This is a genomic window from Streptomyces odontomachi, assembly GCF_024435355.1.
Taxonomy (GTDB): Bacteria; Actinomycetota; Actinomycetes; order Streptomycetales; family Streptomycetaceae; genus Streptomyces; species Streptomyces odontomachi.
The window spans coordinates 1-19,256 of sequence record NZ_JAMJWG010000015.1 but is presented as its reverse complement, the minus strand read 5'-3'; the positions used below and the strand labels follow the sequence as shown (position 1 = coordinate 19,256).

The window sequence follows — 19,256 nt, the reverse complement described above, 5'->3', positions numbered from 1 at the left end:
GGCACGGTCCCGTCGCGGATGAGGGAGACGCAATGCGCAAGGGCGCGAGGGTCGGGGGACGCTACCGGCTGACCCAGGGCCCCATCGAGGGCGGCATGGGCGAGGTCTGGCCGGCCCGTGACGAGGAACTGGGTCTGGACGTGGCCCTCAAGCGAGCCAAGACGCAGGAGCGTGAAAGACGCGGCACCGTCGCGATGGGCACGCCGCGCGCGGAGGGGCGGGCACTGGCGCGCATCCGCCACCCCCATGTGGTCGCCCTGTACACCACCGTGCAGGACAGAAGGCTGTTGCGGGTCACGCAGTGGCTCGTGTTGGAGTACGTCCCCGGGGGAAACCTCGACCACCGGCTCCCCTTCCGACCGGAACTCGCCGCGCACGTCGGCGCACAGCTCGCCAGTGCGCTGGGCGCACTGCACTCAGCGGGCCTCGTGCACTGCGACATCAAACCCAGCAACGTGCTGGCCAGCGGCCGGAACTCCGTCAAACTCACCGACTTCGGCCTCGCGTACCGGATCGGCGGCACGGAGACGATCACGTTCAACGCCACCGGCGGCGGCACCCATGGCTTCACGGCGCCCGAAGTGGAGAACGGACGGCCACCACAGCCGCGTTCGGACGTGTACGCACTCGCGGCCACGGTGTACGCGCTCATCACCGGCCGGCCGCCGGAGCCCGGGACCGACCTGGAGATCGCCGAGGGGCCGTTACACGATCTGCTGACGGCCATGCTGCGGCCCGAGTCGGGTGACCGACCCGACGTCGCCGAGGTGCAGAAACGGCTCACGGCGATCGCGGGCCCGCCGGAGCGGTTGCCCGATTTCCCGCCGAAGAAGCCCGCCGCTCCGGGGGACGGGAGGTCGGACCCCGCTCCCGAGAAGACGTCGCGGAGGCGACGGAGCCTGCTGGTGGGCGCGGCCGCCACGGTCGCGGTGGGTGCCCTGGTCGCCTGGGGCATCCGGATCGGTACGGACTCGGACGGCAGGCCACCCGCGCACTCGGACGGCAAGCCAGCTGCGGCCCCGGAGAGCAAGCCACACCCGCTCATCGACGGGGACCCGCGCATGGCCGACCCGTGCTCCCTGCTCACCGCGCCCGATTTCGCCCGGTTCGGGGATGCGCAACTGGAGTGGGACTACGGGAACTTCGACCGCTGCGACGTCTACCTGACGCCCAACTCCCAACAGGCCGTGGACATCCAGGTGGACCTCGCCAACGACGTGGACGCGTCCGACATGGCGGGCTTGCAGCGGCGCACCATCGGGCGGGTGCACGTGGCCGAACGGCCGCCGTCGAGCGACGCGTGCGTGCGGTTCGTCAGGTTGGACGGCACCACGGACACCACGCTCGTCGTGCAGGCGGGCACGGCCGACGGACCGGACAAGCCCTACTGCGACATCGCCGACGCGGCCGTCGACGTCGTCGCCAAGCGGATCAACCGGGGCCCGCTGGCGAAGCGTTCACCGACTCCGCCATCCGACTCCCTGTGGCACCGGGACGCCTGCGCCATGCTCGGCAACGACGCGTTGAACAAGATCCCCGGCGTCGATGCCAAACACCCTTTCAGCACGTTCGGTGGCTGGGGCTGCGAGTGGGAGAGCACCACCAGCAAGATGGAGGTGAAGCTGCGCTTCAACCGGCCCGAAATGGACCAGGACGAGGAGAACAAGAGCACCACGCTCAGCGGCCACGCGGCGGTCATCGCCCCGGAGCTGGACGGCGCGCGCACCTGCGCGGTCGATGTGGCAGGCCGCTCCTACGCGGACCAGGACGGCGGGAGCGCCATCGAGACGATGCGCATCACGGTGCAGAACGCCCCCGACACCGACCATGCCTGCGACCTGGCGACGGACCTCGCCCGCTCGGCCGCCCCCGGCCTGCCCTCCTCCTGATCACGGCACCGGGTGGGGTCCCGTACCGGCCGCGCCAGAGTGGAGACACGGGCAGACGAGGTGCGGAGCGCCACGCAGGGGCAGCCCACCGCGCCACGCAGGGGCAGCCCACCCGGCATGTTCCACCCAGGCAAGGAGGACCGAGACCGATGACCAACCGTCCCTACAGCCTCGCACGGGACCCTGACCGGTACGCCGTGCCGGCCCCACCCGGGACACTCCACGTGCGGTCCGTCAACGGCTACCTGCGGGTCGCACCCGAGCGGGGGCGCATCATCCGGTTCGGGCGGGGCGAGTCACCGGAGGTCGACCTCCCGATCGGCGTGGACGACCTGAGTGTGAGCCGGCAGCACGGCGAGCTGGCGTACCAGAGGGGGAAGTGGCGGCTGCGCAACACCGGCCAGCTGCTCATCTGCCTGCCACCCGGGCGGCTGATGCACACCACCACCCGTCCCATCCCGCTCGCCGAGGGCTACACCGCCCTGGTGATCAAGGGGGCGAGCGGCCGGGAGCACCTGGCCGAGTTGTATGTGACGGGGTACGACTCACCCGGTTTCGTACCCGTCCGCAGGGCCAGCACGATGCGGCCGCACGTATGGCCGCTCGAAGACGACGAACGCCTGCTCCTGGTCGCTCTGGGCCAGGACTACCTGCGCTACGAGGAGAACCCGCACCCGCGTGCCTACCGCGAGGCGGCCGACTTGCTCAACGGCCTCCAGCGGGAGGGGCTGCTGACGTCCGACCTCTGGCCCAAGGGCGGCTGGACCGCCCGCAGGATCGAGGACAAGATCGCGGCGGTCAGGAAGCGGTTCAACTCCAAGGCGTTCCCCTACCTTCCGCTGCTGCACGACAAGCACTCCGGCACCTATCCCATGGACAACCGTTACCTGCGCAACCTCCTCAAGGGCCTGGTCGAGTCGACCACCCTCGTCCCACCGGACCTGGCGCTCATCGGCGAGGAGCCCGACTGAGCCCCACCTTCAGGCCCGGCTGGGGCCCGGTGGGGGCGCAGACGGGACTGAGGTGGGGCCCAGGTGGGGCTCGGCTGGGGGCTCAGGTGGGGCCGATGTGCCGCTCAGTAATGCACCTGGGCCATGACGGCACGGTGATCGGAGTAGTTACGGTCCGTGCGGTCGTCCCCGGTCTGGGTCACGTCCGCCGCGTCACCCTCGTCGAAGGTGACGGTGTGCTGGGCGCTGATCGCGGGCATGCTGCCGTCCGCGTTCCTCGCGAAGACGAAGTCGATGCGGCGGGTGCTGCTGATCGTCCAGTTGTCACCCAGGCAGCCGCCCAACGGGTCCCCGGAGGCCGCACACTTCGCGTAGATGGCGTCGCGGAAGCCGTACGTGCCGCCGAGATCGCCGTTCATCGACTTGTACCAGGTCCGGAAGTCGGTACCGCCGGAGGTGGCGGTGTCGGTGTAGTTGAGGTCGCCGGCCGCGATCTGCAACGTCCCGCCGTAACCGTCCTCGGTCATCTCGGCGCTGACCTCCGCCGCGTTCTGGGTGGCGCACGGAGGACCGTCGCTGGCCGCGGTGGGCCAGTGCACCGAGGCGACGGTCAGGTCCTTGTTCGCGACCTTGTCGTGGAACATCGCCTTGACGGCCTTGGTGCGCGCCTGCGTGTTGTTCGGGCAGCCACCACTGCTGTCCTGGGCCTGCGCCTGCCAGGTGCGGTTCGTCGAGAGCGTCAGCTCCAGGCGGCTGGCGCGATAGATGATCGCATTGGTCTGGTAGTACTTGGGCGCTCCGCACTCCTTCGGCCCTATGGCGGGGTTCGCCTCCGCGATCACCCCGGAGTACTTCTCGCCGAAATCGTCCGACAGTCTCTTCGTGAGCGCGTCGAGTTGTGTCTGGTTGCTGATCTGCTGGACCACGTACACATCGGGCCGGTATTCCTGTAACTGCATGTAGTAGACGAGGTCCTGCCAGTCCCCCGGGCACTGGAGGTCGACCGTCGGCAGGTTCTCCACATTGTCGTCGTAGACCTGGAGAAAGCCGGGGTTGTCATTGGGTGCCGCGACGGTGGATGCGGCGGACACCGCCGGCACGGCAGACCCGGCGACCGCCTGCGGCGAAAGCGTCAGCCCGGTCAGGACGAGCGCCGTGCCGGACAACGTACCCATGATGCGCTTCTTCACGGAAGGACCTCTTGTCAACTGTAGTCGCATACATGTCAACTCACCGGGGGTGAGTACGACCGGGGTGAGTACAGGCACCACCCCGGTCGCGGGTCACCTCAGCTGGCCTACCGTTCTACTGGCCTACCGGTCCACCGGTCTACCGGTCTACGTCTTCCGGCCGCAGCTTGTCCGTCGTGGCCCCCTTGGCATGCGGCTTGACCGTCTCGGTCGGTGGGTTGAACGGGTGCATGGCCAGCGGCTTGCACGGATCGGCCTTTCCATGGGTGCCGTAGAAGTACGTCACCGGAGAGTAACCCTTGAACCCCTGCACGTTCCGTATGACCATGGTGTCGCCAGGACGAAGGGTGACGCTCCACGGATGCATGCTTTCCGGGTCTCCCTTGTGCGCTTCCTTCGACGCCTTCTGATAGGCGGCCACTTCCGGGTCGACGGAATAGATGCTGTTGCCGATGAGATCCTCCGTATCCGGCTCCACGCACATATGGCCCTTCGCCGGATTCTGGATACTGGCCCGCGCCCCTTCCGTACGCAGCTTCGCGGCCAGTGCCTGCTGCTGTGCCCGATCCAGCGTCAGGTCGTTGACGGTGACGGTGACGGTGCCGTCCCCGTGCTTCTCCACCGCGTACGCCGTCGAGCCGCCCTGGGCGCCCGGCACCACGATGCCGACCGTTGCGGCAGCGGCGCAGGCCGCCAGGCCGAACGCCGCCCGGCGGGGGGTGACGACCCGCCGGCGCACGGGCTCCGGACGCTCGGCCGCCGACCGTTCGACCTCGTGCTTGAGGGCATCCAGCAGCCGGTCCTCGAACGTGGTCTTCATGCCTTGCCTCCTGCGTAAGTGAACTGAGCCGACTCCGGTTCCTGGGTTGCGGCGCGCAGCGCCTTGCGGGCCCGGTGCAGTCGCACCCGGGCTGTCACCTGCCGGATCTTCAGGGCAGCGGCGGCCTCCGCCACCGTCAACTGGTCGACGGCCACGAGTTCGAACACCGCCCGCTCCCCCGCCGGCAGTGCGGCGAGCGCCGCCAGGGCGTCCCGGCTCGTGCGCTCCGCGTCCAGCTTCTCCTCGAGCCGGGTGATGTCGTCCTCGTCGAGCAGCCGACGACCGGCGATCCGTGCCCCCAGTTCGGCGTGGCGGGTGGTACGGCGGTACTCCGCCGAGACGAGGTTGCGAGCGATGCCGTACAGCCAGGCGGTCTCGCTGCCGCGCCCCGGGCGGTAGGTGTGCGCCGAGTCGATCACCGCGAGGAATATCTCGGCGGTGATGTCGGCCACGGTGTGCGGATCGCTGACGCGTCGCGCCACGAACCGGGTGACGCCGTCCAGATGGCGCCGGTAGAACTCCTCGAAGACGTGCGGGTCCCGCGCCGCCTCGGCCGGCCCGCCACGACCTCTTGGCTTGGGTGTCATCGAGTCCCCTTCACTTCCTTCTCCCTACATCTCCGCGCCATCGGGTGCGCGCACCGGCTTCGTCCGGAGAGCCATGCGTCCCCGCGCGGCGCCGCCGCTGCACCTGCCGTTCACCGGTACTTGGCACGGGATGGGGCGGGCGTTACATGAGCAGGTCAGCTTGTGGGCCGGTGAGCGGGTCAGCCGGTGAGCCGGTGGGCGGGTCAGCCGGTGGGCCGGCCTCTCGGTTACGGGTGGCTCGGTGACGGGTGGCTCGGTGACGGGCGGCCTCAGTGCTGGATCAGGCCGCCGACCGGGACGGGAGCGACGTGCCCGGTCGGTGGAACGGTCTGCGCCAGGGCGAGCCCGATGTCGACCAGGGACGACCGGCGCACGCAGGTGACCTCGGGGATCGGGGTCCAGACCGACTCGGCGGTCTCGCCGTTCGGCTCGGGCCGGAGTCGGCCGCCGGTGATGCGGACCCGGTAGAAGATGCCGACGTTCTGGTGGTCGGGCAGGCCGGGCAGCCGGTCCGCCGCAGGGATCAGCCTCGAATCCACGCCCAGCAGGCGTTCGACCTGCGCATCGCAGCCGGTCTCCTCGGCGACCTCCCGGATCACCGCGTCGAACGGATCCTCCGCATGCTCGACCTTGCCACCCGGAAGAGTCCAGGTGGACACGGACTGCGGTGACACGTGACGGGCGAGCAGCACCCGCCCGTCCTCGATGCACACGGCGTAGGCCGCCAGGCGAAAACTCATCCCCCACCTCCCGGCAGACCCTAACCCGCCCAGTTCATGCCCCCTCATGCACTCATCACGCCGTCGCGCGCTCATCACGCCCTCATGCACTCATGCACTCATGCACTCATCACGCCGTCGCGCGCTCATCACGCCCTCATGCACTCATGCACTCATGCACTCATCACGCCGTCGCGCACTCATCACGCCCTCATGCGACTTTCGCGATCGTCACCCGCAGCTGCCAGCACGCGGCGGGCACGGGAGACGTCGGACAGTGCCTCGGACAGATCGCCGGGCCGGTGGGGGTCACGTTCCACCACCGTCGCGGGCAGGCTGACCAGCGACGTCAGCTCTTCGAGCAGCTCCCACACATGATCGGTGACGGACCCCGGGTGACGGTGGATCGCGGTACCGGGCTGCGCCACGCCCGCACTCAGATGCACCTCGGCCATCCGCTCCAGGGGAACGGCGGCGAGGAACTCCATCGGCTCGAATCCGCTCTCGTCCGCGGCGCGCGACAGCAGGCCGAGGTTCACCATCAGGCCGCAGTCGCAGTGCTCCAGCACCTCGGTGACGAACTGCGGCACGGCCCCGACCGCGTAGGTGAGATTCTCGAGAAGGAAGGGCACCCCGACCGCGCGCTGGACCTGGGCCGCCCGCCGTCCCAGGCCGCAGGCGAGGCTCCGCATCCGCTCCGGGTCAGCGGCGGCCGCCCTGGCGTCGTCGGTGAAGTGCAGATGGCCGCTCAACCAGGGCGCCGCCATGTCGGACACCAACCCCGCGCAGGCCCGCAACTGGGTGCGGTCCACGCTCCCCGGCTCGGCGATGGGTGGTTCCACGCTGTGCGGAACCACCTGGACGCCGCGTCGCAGGGACCGGACATCGCGCAGCAGGTCGTCGGGGATGTCGAGACAGCTCTCGATGATCCACTCGACCCAGTCGCTCGCTTCGGGCCGACGGCGAAGCTCGGGTGCCCACTGCGGTCGGTAGCCGAACCCGGAACCGAGTTTCGGCAGTGCAGCACCGGACACCATGGCCGCCCTTCCGTCTCCCTCCGCCCATGGACGCACGGTCCGTCGAACACCGCAACTCGGACGTCCGGACCTGCCGGATCAACGTGACGCGACGATGACATCACGTACGGCAACCCCTTCGCGGCTACGACCGAACCGACCACGGACCCTTATACCGACCACGGACCCTTATGGCGACGAAACCCCGGGAACCCGGAACAGCGAGCCTCATAACGTTCTTGCAGGTCGCTCCGCTGCGCACCGAAAGGCACGCGCAACGCGGTGAGACGCCCGGATCCGGGTGCCTCCTCCAACGTCTTCAACTCCCACTCCATAATCTCCTGTTTCGCTGCGGACAGCCGTTCATCTGCATAAGGCAGACCGAAGTCGGATATACACTTCCGAAGATCGTTGAGCGCGAACTCCCCGTAGAGATAATGGTCATCGCTGTGCCATGCGACGTGAATGCGCTCGGTGCCGAGCAGGTAGTCCCGGACACCTTCGACGGCGTCACTCCCCCAGGCAGAGCCGATCAGCACGGCGTCGTCGGCCGAGAGCCCCTTGGGCGGGCCCGATCCGACCTCGCAGGTGGGCATGACGACCTCAGGCGTGGAACGGAGTTCGGCGACATGTGCGCGGACGCGGTCCTGGTATCTCATCCGGTCCGGTAGCTCATCCGGTCCGGTAGCTCATCCGGTCTGGTCGTTGTCCACGTCGGGCAGCGTCTCCCGGCCGGGCACGGGCTTGCCGTCGAAGCCGGTCGCGCACACCAGGTTCCCGCCACCGAGGCGTCTGAAGGTGTAGACGTCGACCCGATCATGGCCGGTCTTGCCGGGGTAGGGGAAGTCGCACCGGTGCGGGGCGCTGTCCGCGGTCGTGACCAGGCCGGGAACCTTGCTCACCGGTGTGCAGCCGGCGAAGCGGGCTTGCCGGGAGGAGGGGGGTGCGGTCTGTAGTGCGGCCAGCGCCGGGTAGTTGTCCGACACTTCGGGGTCGAACGCGTACAGGTTGGCTCGCTTGAAGTTCCCCTTCAACGACGCGGCGTAGAAACACTGCGCCACCTGGTCCGGCCCGGCCGCCGACGACGGCTCGGCGGTACAGGTGATCCCCTTGTCGGCGGGCGTGCTTGGTGCCTTGCCGGAATCCCGCGCCGTCGAGTGCGCGTCCGCCGTCGAGTGGGCATCCGCCGTCGGCGCCGAGTCAGGCTTCGACGAGGAGCTACAGCCCGACGCGGCCATGCTCAGTACCGCCAGCCCGACGGCAGCAGCCACAAGGCCCCGTCGACGTGGCACGGTCATGGGAACTCCGATCTGCCGGGCAAAGGGCAATTGATGGCCCGGGAACGAACCCGGGAAATCCCGGCGCCCAGAACGTAGCACCGGAACTTTCCGGCTCCAAAGGCTGCGAGGGAGGTTACGAATACCTTCGCAAGAGGAGTGAAGCCACCGAATTCAAGGGGAGTTTCCAAGGCTTGTGACCGCGCCGAACGCGACGGGCCTCGCCGTCCCGAAGGACGCTCAGTCGAGACAGAACTCGTTGCCCTCGATGTCCTTCATCCCGATGCACGACTCGTTGTACTCATCGGCAAGCAGCACGCGCTCGCGTACCGCACCGAGCGCGATCAGTCGCGCGCACTCGGCTTCGAGCGCGGCGAGGCGCTCTTCACCCACGAGTCCGGTGCCGACCCGCACGTCGAGGTGCACCCGATTCTTGACGACCTTGCCTTCGGGAACGCGCTGAAAGAACAGCCGCGGGCCCACGCCCGAGGGATCACAGCAGGCGAACGCTGCTCCCTGCCGCTCGGGCGGCAAGGAGCGGTCGTAATCGTCCCAGGTGGCGAACCCGTCCGGTGGCGGCGGTACGACGTACCCCAACACCTCGCACCAGAAACGGGCGACGCGCTCAGGTTCTGCGCAGTCGAAGGTGATTTGGACCTGTCTGATCGATGACATCGGCGCACCATAGCAGGGGCTGGCCTGCTCAATTGCCCCACGGGAGCAGGCTTCCGACCCGCCCGCCCCCTACTGCCACGTCGCGGTGTCGGGGTCGATGCCGTGGGCGCGCGCGCTGGCGTCGATGATGCGACGGAACCACGTGGCAAGGCCGGCGCGGACGCCGTCGTAGTGGGCGGCAAATCCAGGATCCGCCTCGTACATGCGGCCGAGACAGACCTGCATCTGCCGGGTGAGGGGAAAGTACGAGGCAAAGACTTCGCGGTGTTTCTCGACGAGTTGATTCGCCTCTGGACCACCGGGTGTGACGCCGGCGTCCATCGCATCCCCGAGGGCGCGTTCGAGGCCGGCGACGGCGTCGGCGATGGCCTGCCATTCCTCCGGACCGCGGGAGGCCGAGCGTTCGGCGTACTGCCGCCATTGCGTCGTGTCTCCGTAACGCTGACGGGCTTGGGCGGGCCAGTCCGGGTTCCACTCGGGGCCGAAGATCGTGGCCTGCTGCTCGACGGTCAGCAGCAGGCCACGCTCGTGGGCGTCGATCATCCGGTCCAGTCCGGCGCTGAGCTGCTGGAGGCGCTCGATCCGCTCGGCGACCTGGGCGCGCTGCGCGCGCAAGGCACCGACCGCGTCTGCGGTCGAGTCATCCAGGATGGCCCGAACCCTGTCCAGCCCGAGGTCGATCTCACGGTAGACGACGATGCGATGCAGCCGTTCCAGATCGCTGGCGGTGTAGAGCCGGTATCCGCCAGCCGTGCGCAGCGACGGCCGCGCCAGCCCGATCTCATCCCAGTGGTGCAACGCGCGGACGGTCACGCCCAGCCGCGCCGAGACCTGACCGACGGTCAGGCCATCAGCGTCAGTGGCATCATGCATGCCCGCCATTGTCGCCGTGGTCGTCATTGCCGCCATGGTCGTCATTGCCGCCGCGGCCGACGCCCGGTGCGGTGATCCCGACGGCGGCAAGGTTCCGCGCCTCCTCACTCGCCGGATCAAAGGGCTTCGCCGCGGTGAAGACGATCCGTGCCTTCTCGGGAGTGGTCACCGTCACGTCGCGCGTGTTCCAGGGAGTGTCCCGTGGCCCCTCGACGGAATTCGGGCGCACCGCACGACAGGCCTCTACAAGAGAGTCGACCTGGCTGAGCACGCACGCAAAACTGAAGCTGATCGCCGGCACCGGTGCCTGCTCCGGAACGCTCGCCGCCGGGACGAGAAGTACGTCCTGGAACGCCCACCGACGCAGATGCACAACCTGCCCGGGAATCCTGAACAACTCGAAGAACCCGAGCCCACGCGTCCAGAAGTCCACCGACGCCGCGAGATCGCTCGTGGCGATCGTCACGAACGCGGGCATCCCGTAGATGCCACGAAACGGCTCCGGCGGAACGGCATCCGGCCCGGGAGCAGGCACGGGACTCATCTCAAACGCGTCGTAATAGTCGTCGCTCATGCGCCCTACCCTCCAGCCTCACGTTGCGTGAGGGTCAAGGCGAGCAAATGGCCCGCGGCGGTCGCAGTGGCGCTCACTCGCAGGCCGCTACGTCGAACCCACCGTCGAGACCTTCGAGAAGGCCGCGGACGCGTCGCTCGATCTCGTCGCGGATCGGCCGGATCGCTTCCACGCTCTGCCCGGCCGGGTCGGGGAGGTCCCAGTCGAGGTAGCGCTTGGCGGGGAAGACGGGGCAGGTGTCGCCGCAGCCCATGGTGATCACGACGTCGGAGGACTGGACCGCGTCGGTGGTGAGGGCCTTGGGGACCTCGGTGGAGATGTCGATGCCCTTCTCCTGCATGGCCTCAACCACGACCGGATTCACAGCGTCGACGGGTGTGGAGCCGGCCGAGCGCACCTCAATGCGGTCACCTGCGAGGTGGGTGAGGAAGGCGGCAGCCATCTGGGAGCGTCCGGCGTTGTGCACGCAGACGAACAGGACCGAGGGCCTGACGTGTTCAGACATGGGCGGGGTCTTCTTGGGGCGTGGCGGTGAAGTGGCGGCGGGTGTGGAGGGCGACGTAGACCAGCCCGATGAGGGCGGGAACCTCGATGAGGGGCCCGACGACGCCGGCGAGAGCCTGTCCGGATGAGGCGCCGAAGGTGGCGATGGCGACCGCGATGGCCAGCTCGAAGTTGTTGCCGGCAGCGGTGAAGGCCAGTGTGGTGGCGCGCGAGTAGTCGAGTCCGACGCCCCGGCCCAGGGCCATGGATCCGGCCCACATCAGCGCGAAGTACGCCAGCAGCGGCAGGGCGATGCGGGCTACGTCGAGGGGCTGGGAGGTGATGGCACGGCCTTGGAGCGCGAAGAGGATGACGACGGTGAACAGCAGCCCGTACAGGGCGAAGGGGCCGATGCGCGGGATGAAGGCGGCCTCGTACCAGGCCCGGCCCCTGGTCTTCTCACCGATGCGGCGGGTGAGGTAGCCGGCCACGAGCGGGATGCCCAGGAAGATCAGCACGCTGCGGGCGATCGACCACACCGAGACGTCGAGGTCGGTTTGTGGCAGACCGAGCCAGCCCGGCAGGGCGGAGAGGTAGAACCAGCCCAGCAGGGAGAAAGCGATCACCTGGAAGGCGGAGTTCAGGGCGACCAGGACGGCGGCGGCTTCGCGGCTTCCGCATGCCAGGTCGTTCCAGATGATGACCATGGCGATGCAGCGGGCCAGACCGACGATGATCAACCCGGTGCGGTAGGCGGGCAGGTCCGGCAGGAACAGCCAGGCCAGGGCGAACATGAGGGCCGGGCCGATGATCCAGTTGAGCAGCAGGGACGGCAGCAGCAGGCGCCGGTCCCGAGTGACGGTGTCGAGGCGGTCGTAACGGACCTTGGCCAACACCGGGTACATCATCACCAGCAGGCCCAGCGCGATCGGCAGGGACACCCCTGCAACGGTGACCTTGGCCAGGGTGTCCCCCAGCCCCGGCACCACACGGCCCAGGCCCAGGCCGACAACCATGGCGGCCAGGATCCAGGCGGCCAGGTAGCGATCGAGGAACGACAGCCGCCCCGCCACGCTCCCGCCAGCGGCAGGCGCGCTCACGACTCGACACCCGCCGGGGTCGTGCTTTCGGGCAGGGGCTCGCCCGCAGGACGGGTGAGCATGCCGGCGAGCCGATCTGTCATCTCCGAGACGAGCCGGTAGTGGACCCAGGTGCCGCGCCGTTCGCTGTCGATGAGGCCGGCCTTCTTCAGCAACTTGAGGTGGTGCGAGATGGTCGGCTGCGACAGGTCGAAGGCCGGAGTCAGTTCACAGACGCACACCTCGCCGCCCGCCCGCGATGCGATCATCGACAGCAGGCGCAGCCGCACCGGATCTCCGAGCGCCTTGAAGACCGTGGCCAGCTCCGCGGCCTGGCGCTCGTCCAGGGGCGCGGTCAGAAGCCCCGGGCAACAGGCGGCGACCCCCTCACTCTGCCCCAGCATTACCAGCTCTTGATTCGACATGGTTCTATATTGACATCCTTCGATTCAGCGCGCAATCTTGAATAGAAGGATGTCAATCCAACCCGATAGGAGCCGTGCCATGTCCCGCGCCCAGCTTGCCCTGCGCGTCAGCGACCTTGAGGCGTCGATCACCTTCTACTCGAAGCTCTTCGACACCGAACCGGCCAAGCGGCGCGAGGGCTACGCCAATTTCGCCATCGCGGAGCCCCCACTCAAGCTCGTGCTCATCGAAGGCGAGCCCGGACAGGAAACCCGCCTGGACCACCTTGGTGTCGAGGTCGACTCCACCGCCCAGGTCGACGCAGCCACCGACCGACTGAGGAAGGCCGACCTGGCCACCTCCGAGGAGAACGACACCTCGTGCTGCTACGCCCTCCAGGACAAGGTCTGGGTCCATGGCCCCGGCCAGGAGCCGTGGGAGGTCTATGTCGTCAAGGCCGACGCCGACACCCTCGGCAAGAGCGCCACCACCGCTTCAGAGGGGTGCTGTAGCACGGAGAGCACCTGCTGCACCCCCGCGCGGTAGAGAGCCCAGTTCAGACCAGCGGGTGGACGGCGGCTCGCGAAGCGGTCCACGGCTTGGAGCCTTTGGAGCCTTCCCGTTCGGACCGACGGGGCAGCCGTTACAGGATCGCTATCGACATCCCGAGCGGCCTCCATGCAGCCCCACGGCGCTTGGGGTTGCATGCCACTCCCGCGCCAGACAGGTCGGTCAACCACGGCCAACAGCGGCCACCCACAGACCAAACACAAAACGACCCCCGACCGCGTTCCCGCAGATCAGGGGCCGTTTCCCTCAGCGTGGCGGCGCTAGGATTCGAACCTAGGAAGGCTGAGCCGGCAGATTTACAGTCTGCTCCCTTTGGCCGCTCGGGCACACCGCCTGGGATGCTGCCTGGATCCCGCGTGAGCGGTGCCCCGTGGCAACGACGTAAACGATACCCGATGGGTCGGGGTGCTTCGCCACCCGATTGATCGGCGGGCGTGATCGACTGGTCGGAGGGCATGATCGCCGCTCGGCGTACCCGGGGTGACTAGGCTGGGCCGGTGCGGTCGGCGGGACGGTCGGCCGTGCCGTCTGTACCTAGACCTGCACCCGGATACAAGGAGCCACAGGACATGGCCGACTCCAGTTTCGACATCGTCTCGAAGGTCGAGCGGCAGGAGGTCGACAACGCCCTCAACCAGGCCGCGAAGGAGATCTCGCAGCGCTACGACTTCAAGAACGTCGGCGCCTCGATCGCCTGGTCCGGCGAGAAGATCCTGATGCAGGCCAACTCCGAGGAGCGGGCGAAGGCGATCCTGGACGTCTTCCAGTCCAAGCTGGTCAAGCGGGGCATCTCCCTGAAGGCGCTGGATGCGGGTGACCCGCAGCTCTCCGGCAAGGAGTACAAGATCTTCGCGTCGATCCAGGAGGGCATCTCCCAGGAGAACGCGAAGAAGGTCGCGAAGATCATTCGTGACGAGGGGCCCAAGGGAGTGAAGGCGCAGGTGCAGGGCGAGGAACTGCGGGTCAGCTCGAAGAGTCGGGACGACCTCCAGGCGGTCATCTCCCTGCTGAAGGGCCAGGACTTCGACTTCGCACTTCAGTTCGTTAACTATCGGTAGTTCCGAGTAGCCTGTTCGTTCCGAGTAGCCCGTTGCAGTGTCCGTGCAGTGCACCGGCATTACCCGCGCCGTCGCTGGCACCGTTCGGCGTTCCTTCGGTTCCGGAACGTTCGCGGCCGGTCCGGTCCGGCCCGTTGGATCTGGTAACCGGTAACCGATCCGCGAGGCAGAGTGGCCTCCCCAAGGCCACTCTGCCCCCACCCCGGACCACCGGGCCAGCCCCACCGACCGCCCGGGGCCTGGCCTGGCCACCACCCCTGGTCGGGCCAGGCCAGCTCATACCGCCCAGGTCAGCTCACCCCGGAAGTCCCCATCCGGGGGTCAGCTCACCCAGGTCACCCCACATCCGGCACCTTCTCCAACATCGGCATGCCGAGATTCCGCATCCCCAGCACACGGGTGTTCGCGTACATGAAGGGCTGGATGAGGGTGTCCACGATGGCGAGGAAGCACAGCGTGCCGACTCCGACGGGGCCGCCCATCAGGTAGCCGGAGAGGAGCAGCATGCCCTCGAGGGACATCTTGGCGATCCAGAACTGCCAGCCCCACTTGTCCACCATGGCGATGGCCACGAGGTCCATGGCCCGGATGCCGAGGCCGCTCATGATGATCAGCGACGAGGCGTAGGCGCACAGCACCGTGGCGAGCAGCATGATCCCGTAGTCCGGCAGGGGGATGTACCGCCCGGGATCCCACAGCATCAGCAGGTCGATGAGGCTGCCGCAGAAGAAGAAGGTGACGAAGGGCATGATCACCGGGCGGCGGCGGTACCAGGCCGCCCAGATGAGGATGCACAGCGCCGCGATGCCGGCCTGCGCGATGCCCACGGTCAGTGGAGCGTGCTTGAGCAGGCCCAGGGAGAAGACGTCCAGGGGGTCGGTGCCGAGGTCGGAGAAGATGAAGAAGTAGGCACCGAGCGAGAAGACCACACAACCGGTCAGGTAGGTGGCGATGCGTCCGGCAGATAAGCCGGACCACAGGACACGTCCGCGTGACCACAGTGCACGCGGGTCGATCTCTTGGGACACGAGAGCCTCCGTTGAGCCAAGCAGTCGAGAATCAAGCAGGTGAGCGAACGAGCTGGTCGAGAACAGGCAGTTGAAAACGAGGCGTTGCCGACGGGCAGCCAAGAGCTAGGCATATGCGAACAAAGCGGTCAGGAGTGAGCCGTCAAGAACCGAGCAGTCGGGGCGGGCAGCTGTCAATCGCTGTCAGGACACGACCGTCGCCGCAAGCACCACGTTGAGCGCGACGACGATGCCGGCGACGGAGCCGGCGACGGCCGTGGTGACGCGGGAGTTCACCAACGGGCCCATCAGCTTCCGGTCACGGGTGAAGCCGATGAGCGGGATGAGCACGAACGGGATGCCGAAAGAGAGCGTGAGCTGCGACCAGATCAGGGCCTGCGTCGGGTCGACGCCGGCGACCAGCACGGCGAGTGCGGGGAGCACGGTGAGCAGCCGGCGTAGCACCGTGGGGAGGGACCTGCGGATGAAGCCGGCCATGACGACCTGGCCCGCATAGGTGCCGACCGAGGCCGAGGCAAGTCCGGAGGCGAGCAGTGCGAGGGCGAAGGCCAGGGCCGCCCCGCCGCCGAGCAGGGCGCCGAGGCCCGCGTGGATGCCCTCGAGCGTGTCAGGCGCGAACGGGCCGGAGTGGAACAGCCTGGCCGCCACGATCAACATCACCGCGTTGGCAAGGCCGGCGATGGCCAAGGCGACGAACACGTCCAGCCGAACCTGCCACGCAAGCCGCCTCCGCTGCTCCTGATCCATCGCCCTCCGCTGCTCCTGATCCATCGCCCGCCGCTGCTCCTGATCCATCGCCCGCGGCTGCTCCTGGTCCCCCTCCCTCCGCTGCTCCTGACCCGTCGCTCGCGACTGTTCCTGCTCCCCCTCCCGGCGCTGCTCCTGACCCATCGCCCGCGGTTGCGTCTCGTCCACCTCCCGCAGGTGTTCTCGACCCACCTCCCGCAGTTGTTCCCGACCCACCCCCCGCCGCCGTCCCAGTTCAGACGTCCGTTCCTTGCCCCGCCCCGGAAGAAACGTCTCTTCTCGGCGTAGCTGCGGCTCGCGTGCTCCCGGTGCCGCACCCGTCACATGGCTGCTCGTCAGGTCGGAGTGGACGTAGACGACGTGCGGCATCACCGTCGCCCCGACGAGACCGCCGGCGAGGAGGACGCTGTCGATGTTCGGCAGGCCGGGGAGCATTCCGGACGCCACGTCGCCGAACGGGACGCCCGCCTGCATCAGGTTCCATCCGAAGCTGACGAGGATGCAGGCCAGGGCGCCGGCGACGACCGCTTCGAACTTCCTTCTGCCGCGGGCGTCGACGGCGAGGAGGACGAAGGAGAGGGCGGTGACCAGGACGCCGCCCGCCGCCAGTGGCAGGCCGAAGATCAGGGACAGTGCGACGGCGCCGCCGATCACCTCGGCCAGGTCCGTGGCCATGGCGACGAGTTCCGCCTGGACCCACATGGCCCACACCACCGGCCGGGGGTAGCGCTCCCGGCACACCTCCGCCAGGTTGCGCCCGGTCGCCAGGCCCAGCTTGGCCGAGAGGGTCTGGACGAGCATGCCCACCAGGTTCGCGGCCACCACGACCCAGAGCAGGCGGTAGCCGAAGTGGGAGCCGGCTGCGAAGTTCGTGGCGAAGTTGCCGGGGTCGACGTAGGCGATCGCGGCGGCGAACGCGGGGCCCACCATGACCAGGCCCTGTGCGCGTCTGACGAGTGCGCTGCGTGGCCCGCGGGAGCGCTTGCGGGATCGGGGCTGCGCATCGTGCAGCACTCTGGTGGCGGTACGGGAATTCACCGGCTGCCCTCCGTATCCAGCGACTCGATTCCAGCGACTTGACGTGCGCCTTCCTCGGCGACCCGACGCGCGCGGGCAGCCGTGCCCGCCCGAGGGCGGCTCGACGTGAACCGCCCCCGGGGGGCCTGACCTCAATGGCTGTGCTCAGCGGCTCAGCAGCTCACGGCTGAGCGGCCGGCGTTCGGTGGTGCAGCGGTGCGGGAGTACGGGAGTGTGGTGTTCAGCGGCTCAACGAGAGCAGCTGCTCGTAGAACCCGCCCCACGTCCGCTCCTTGTTCACCAGGTGGACCTCGAGGATCCAGTGGGCCTGGCGGCCGGCGTCGTCCAGACCGCGCAGGCGATTGGGGTTGGACGGCGCGATGTAGCTGTTGACCAGGTCCGCTTCGATGAGCTCGTGAGGGAACTCACCGACCAGGTGGCCGCTGTGCGGACCGCCGAACTCCCACCCGGCGGCTTCGGCGAGCTTGCACATGTGCGCGTACAGCTCCGCCCCGGTGACGTCGGGGTGGCTGTCGTAGTAGTCGCGGCCCGCCTGCCACACTCCGGGCAGGTCGTCCCGCAGGCGCAGTTTCTCCGGGTCGTCGCCGAGCACGTACGTACGACCGAAGTCGGCCTCCCACTCGGCGAACACCGGGCCGAAGTCCAGGAAGACGATGTCGCCCTCCTCGATCTCCCGGTCCGGAGGGTTCTCCCGGTACGGCTGGAGGGTGTTCAGGCCGGCGCGCACAATACGCTTGTGCCAGTGCCGGCTGGTGTCGAACATGTCGGCTGCCAGGTCCCGTACCTCATTGCTGACCTGGATCTCCGTCTTGCCCGCCTTGACCAGCCCGCGCGCGGTGATCTCGTCGAACAGGACCACCGCTTTGCGCTCGGCCTCGATGAGGTTGTGCGCTCTGGCTTCCTCGTCGATGTCCGTACCGTTTGTGGTCTTACTCAAGATTGCTGAACCTCCGAGACATGGAACAAAGGTGAGACCAGGACCTGCCCGATCCGGCCCGATCCGGCCCGACGACGGTGGTCGACGCCGGGAGCGGAGCAGGCCGGCCGGACGGTGGAACGTCGACATCCCCGGGCGCCGGCCCTGCGGGCCGGGTCACCGAGGCTGTCGGCGCCTCCACCGGTTGCCCTGCCGATCGCCCTGCCGGGCAGGGCGAGAGGCGCGGCGGTCGGTCCCGGTCGGATGACGGTGTCCGGAGTCCGCCTCCATCACATCGGCGGCCGGACGGCTGGTGGCGGTGCGCAGGGAACCGCCTCCTCGACAAGTGTCCCCGTGCGCACCGCAGTTGGGTGACGCGGGTCCATCCAGCCGCCCGGAGCCGAACGTCAGCCGGTCAGGGCCATGCCGCGCTCGTCCCGCGCCTCGACCGGGGGCCAGGGCTCCCGGCGGAACCGGTCGAGCGTCGTCGCCGCGTCGGCCACGATGTCGTCCGCCATCCCGGCCAGGACCTTGGCATCTTCGGCGAAGCGATCGGGGTCCTCCACTCCGCCTTCCTTGAGCAGATCCACAGCGTCGCGCAGCCGGCGGCCCAGCCACCACAACGGGTCGGTGCTCAACTCGTCGTCGTACAGGCGCTTGCGCCCCTCGCCGTTGGGCATCACCGGGTGCCAGTGCATCCGGTCGCTCGCCCCTGGAGCGGACTCCAGGAGGTCGAACCGGCAGACTCCGCGGGTGATCGCAAGACCACGTGATGCGTAGATCGACCCGGGCAGGGTGTCCTCTTCCGCGATCCGCAGCTCCAGGCGCGCCCCGCACTCTCTGCCGTCCTGCAGACGGTTCGGATTGAGGAAATCGATACCTTCCACACTCACGCACAGCCGCTTGGCCACAAAGATTCGCATACCTGACAGAACACCAGAGCCGCGGTGACCCTGTCAATAGAATCCCAATGGAGCTCCATCGGAATTCAACGCCTTCGCGACCCGGTCGGAAAAGCGTAACGCGGAATCCGGGGGACGTGAAGACGAGAAGGCGGCGGCAGGGAATGGGTGGGGACGGGAAAGGCGGGACCGGCGAAGACGAAGAAGGCCGAGAAGGAGAGGGCCGAGAAGGAGAAGGTGGAGACAGCGAAGGCGGAGACGGGGAACGCCAAGGTGTGGCGGTGCAGGCGGCAGAGGGTGAGGGAGAGAGAAGGAAGGCGAAGGAAGGCGAAGGAAGGGAACGGCAAAGGATCCGGCGGGGGGGTTTTAAAATCGGGGGAGGGGCGTGGTGGGGAATGAGGGAGGGACCGGGTGTGGACTTGGGGGGGGCTGTAGGCTTTAAAAAAAAAAAAAAATGATT

21 protein-coding genes and 1 tRNA gene are annotated in these 19,256 nt (G+C 68.2%); 4 read left to right on the top strand and 18 right to left on the bottom strand.

Annotated elements, in window-relative coordinates:
* Positions 1–32: 32 nt before the first annotated feature.
* Together NQO67_RS27475 and NQO67_RS27470 are read left to right on the top strand one after the other, a co-directional pair.
* A complete protein-coding gene (locus NQO67_RS27475) occupies positions 33–1,889 on the top strand; it encodes a serine/threonine-protein kinase (protein WP_255952975.1) in 1,857 nt (618 codons plus the stop codon).
* 149 nt (positions 1,890–2,038) lie between these two features.
* Positions 2,039–2,860 carry an FHA domain-containing protein gene (locus tag NQO67_RS27470; protein WP_255952974.1) on the top strand — a complete coding sequence of 274 codons (822 nt, stop codon included), beginning with the start codon at positions 2,039–2,041 and terminating at the stop codon, positions 2,858–2,860.
* 104 nt (positions 2,861–2,964) lie between these two features.
* Here the strand turns inward: NQO67_RS27470 and NQO67_RS27465 are convergent, their stop codons facing one another.
* The 13 genes from NQO67_RS27465 to NQO67_RS27405 all read right to left on the bottom strand — a co-directional run bounded on the left by NQO67_RS27465 (position 2,965) and on the right by NQO67_RS27405 (position 12,557).
* Positions 2,965–4,014, bottom strand: a complete 1,050-nt coding sequence (locus tag NQO67_RS27465; RefSeq protein WP_255952973.1) for an exonuclease/endonuclease/phosphatase family protein — start codon at positions 4,012–4,014, stop codon at positions 2,965–2,967.
* 154 nt (positions 4,015–4,168) lie between these two features.
* Positions 4,169–4,849: a hypothetical protein gene (locus NQO67_RS27460; RefSeq protein WP_255952972.1), complete on the bottom strand. Its 681-nt coding sequence runs from the start codon at positions 4,847–4,849 to the stop codon at positions 4,169–4,171.
* Positions 4,846–5,436: an RNA polymerase sigma factor gene (locus tag NQO67_RS27455; protein ID WP_255952971.1), complete on the bottom strand. Its 591-nt coding sequence runs from the start codon at positions 5,434–5,436 to the stop codon at positions 4,846–4,848. Before NQO67_RS27455 ends, NQO67_RS27460 begins: the two co-directional genes overlap by 4 nt.
* A gap of 269 nt (positions 5,437–5,705) precedes the next feature.
* Positions 5,706–6,176 carry an NUDIX hydrolase gene (locus NQO67_RS27450; RefSeq protein WP_255952970.1) on the bottom strand — a complete coding sequence of 157 codons (471 nt, stop codon included), beginning with the start codon at positions 6,174–6,176 and terminating at the stop codon, positions 5,706–5,708.
* 182 nt (positions 6,177–6,358) lie between these two features.
* Positions 6,359–7,192, bottom strand: a complete 834-nt coding sequence (locus tag NQO67_RS27445; protein ID WP_255952969.1) for a multinuclear nonheme iron-dependent oxidase — start codon at positions 7,190–7,192, stop codon at positions 6,359–6,361.
* A 149-nt stretch (positions 7,193–7,341) separates the two neighbouring features.
* Complete coding sequence (locus NQO67_RS27440; protein WP_255952968.1) at positions 7,342–7,830, bottom strand: hypothetical protein; 489 nt, start codon at positions 7,828–7,830, stop codon at positions 7,342–7,344.
* A gap of 30 nt (positions 7,831–7,860) precedes the next feature.
* On the bottom strand, positions 7,861–8,469 hold the full coding sequence (locus NQO67_RS27435; RefSeq protein ID WP_255952967.1) for a hypothetical protein: 609 nt from the start codon (positions 8,467–8,469) through the stop codon (positions 7,861–7,863).
* A gap of 219 nt (positions 8,470–8,688) precedes the next feature.
* On the bottom strand, positions 8,689–9,123 hold the full coding sequence (locus NQO67_RS27430) for a VOC family protein (RefSeq protein ID WP_255952966.1): 435 nt from the start codon (positions 9,121–9,123) through the stop codon (positions 8,689–8,691).
* A 69-nt stretch (positions 9,124–9,192) separates the two neighbouring features.
* Positions 9,193–9,996: a MerR family transcriptional regulator gene (locus NQO67_RS27425; RefSeq protein ID WP_255953156.1), complete on the bottom strand. Its 804-nt coding sequence runs from the start codon at positions 9,994–9,996 to the stop codon at positions 9,193–9,195.
* Entirely contained in the window at positions 9,989–10,570 is a 582-nt protein-coding gene (locus tag NQO67_RS27420) for a VOC family protein (protein WP_255952965.1), read from the bottom strand. The genes NQO67_RS27425 and NQO67_RS27420 overlap by 8 nt, the downstream gene beginning before the upstream one ends.
* A 73-nt stretch (positions 10,571–10,643) precedes the next feature.
* A complete protein-coding gene (locus NQO67_RS27415; RefSeq protein WP_255952964.1) occupies positions 10,644–11,075 on the bottom strand; it encodes an arsenate reductase ArsC in 432 nt (143 codons plus the stop codon).
* Positions 11,068–12,153, bottom strand: coding sequence for an ACR3 family arsenite efflux transporter (gene arsB, locus NQO67_RS27410; protein ID WP_255952963.1), 1,086 nt, complete (start codon positions 12,151–12,153; stop codon positions 11,068–11,070). The genes NQO67_RS27415 and arsB overlap by 8 nt, the downstream gene beginning before the upstream one ends.
* Entirely contained in the window at positions 12,150–12,557 is a 408-nt protein-coding gene (locus tag NQO67_RS27405; RefSeq protein ID WP_255952962.1) for an ArsR/SmtB family transcription factor, read from the bottom strand. The genes arsB and NQO67_RS27405 overlap by 4 nt, the downstream gene beginning before the upstream one ends.
* A 79-nt stretch (positions 12,558–12,636) precedes the next feature.
* Here NQO67_RS27405 and NQO67_RS27400 point away from each other — a divergent pair, with 79 nt between their 5' ends.
* A complete protein-coding gene (locus NQO67_RS27400; protein ID WP_255952961.1) occupies positions 12,637–13,083 on the top strand; it encodes an ArsI/CadI family heavy metal resistance metalloenzyme in 447 nt (148 codons plus the stop codon).
* Between the two features lie 276 nt (positions 13,084–13,359).
* Here the strand turns inward: NQO67_RS27400 and NQO67_RS27395 are convergent.
* Positions 13,360–13,441 (bottom strand) — tRNA-Tyr (locus tag NQO67_RS27395).
* A 235-nt stretch (positions 13,442–13,676) separates the two neighbouring features.
* Here NQO67_RS27395 and NQO67_RS27390 point away from each other — a divergent pair.
* Entirely contained in the window at positions 13,677–14,165 is a 489-nt protein-coding gene (locus NQO67_RS27390) for a YajQ family cyclic di-GMP-binding protein (RefSeq protein ID WP_255952960.1), read from the top strand.
* 335 nt (positions 14,166–14,500) lie between these two features.
* On the opposite strand, the gene NQO67_RS27385 is transcribed toward NQO67_RS27390, so the two are convergent.
* The 4 genes from NQO67_RS27385 to NQO67_RS27365 all read right to left on the bottom strand — a co-directional run bounded on the left by NQO67_RS27385 (position 14,501) and on the right by NQO67_RS27365 (position 18,805).
* Positions 14,501–15,193, bottom strand: coding sequence for a YczE/YyaS/YitT family protein (locus NQO67_RS27385; protein ID WP_255952959.1), 693 nt, complete (start codon positions 15,191–15,193; stop codon positions 14,501–14,503).
* Between the two features lie 183 nt (positions 15,194–15,376).
* Positions 15,377–16,978, bottom strand: coding sequence for an Nramp family divalent metal transporter (locus NQO67_RS43925; protein WP_308295703.1), 1,602 nt, complete (start codon positions 16,976–16,978; stop codon positions 15,377–15,379).
* A 220-nt stretch (positions 16,979–17,198) separates the two neighbouring features.
* Positions 17,199–17,915: a M24 family metallopeptidase gene (locus NQO67_RS27370; protein ID WP_255952958.1), complete on the bottom strand. Its 717-nt coding sequence runs from the start codon at positions 17,913–17,915 to the stop codon at positions 17,199–17,201.
* 386 nt (positions 17,916–18,301) lie between these two features.
* Positions 18,302–18,805 carry a hypothetical protein gene (locus NQO67_RS27365; protein ID WP_255952957.1) on the bottom strand — a complete coding sequence of 168 codons (504 nt, stop codon included), beginning with the start codon at positions 18,803–18,805 and terminating at the stop codon, positions 18,302–18,304.
* Positions 18,806–19,256 lie beyond the last annotated feature (451 nt).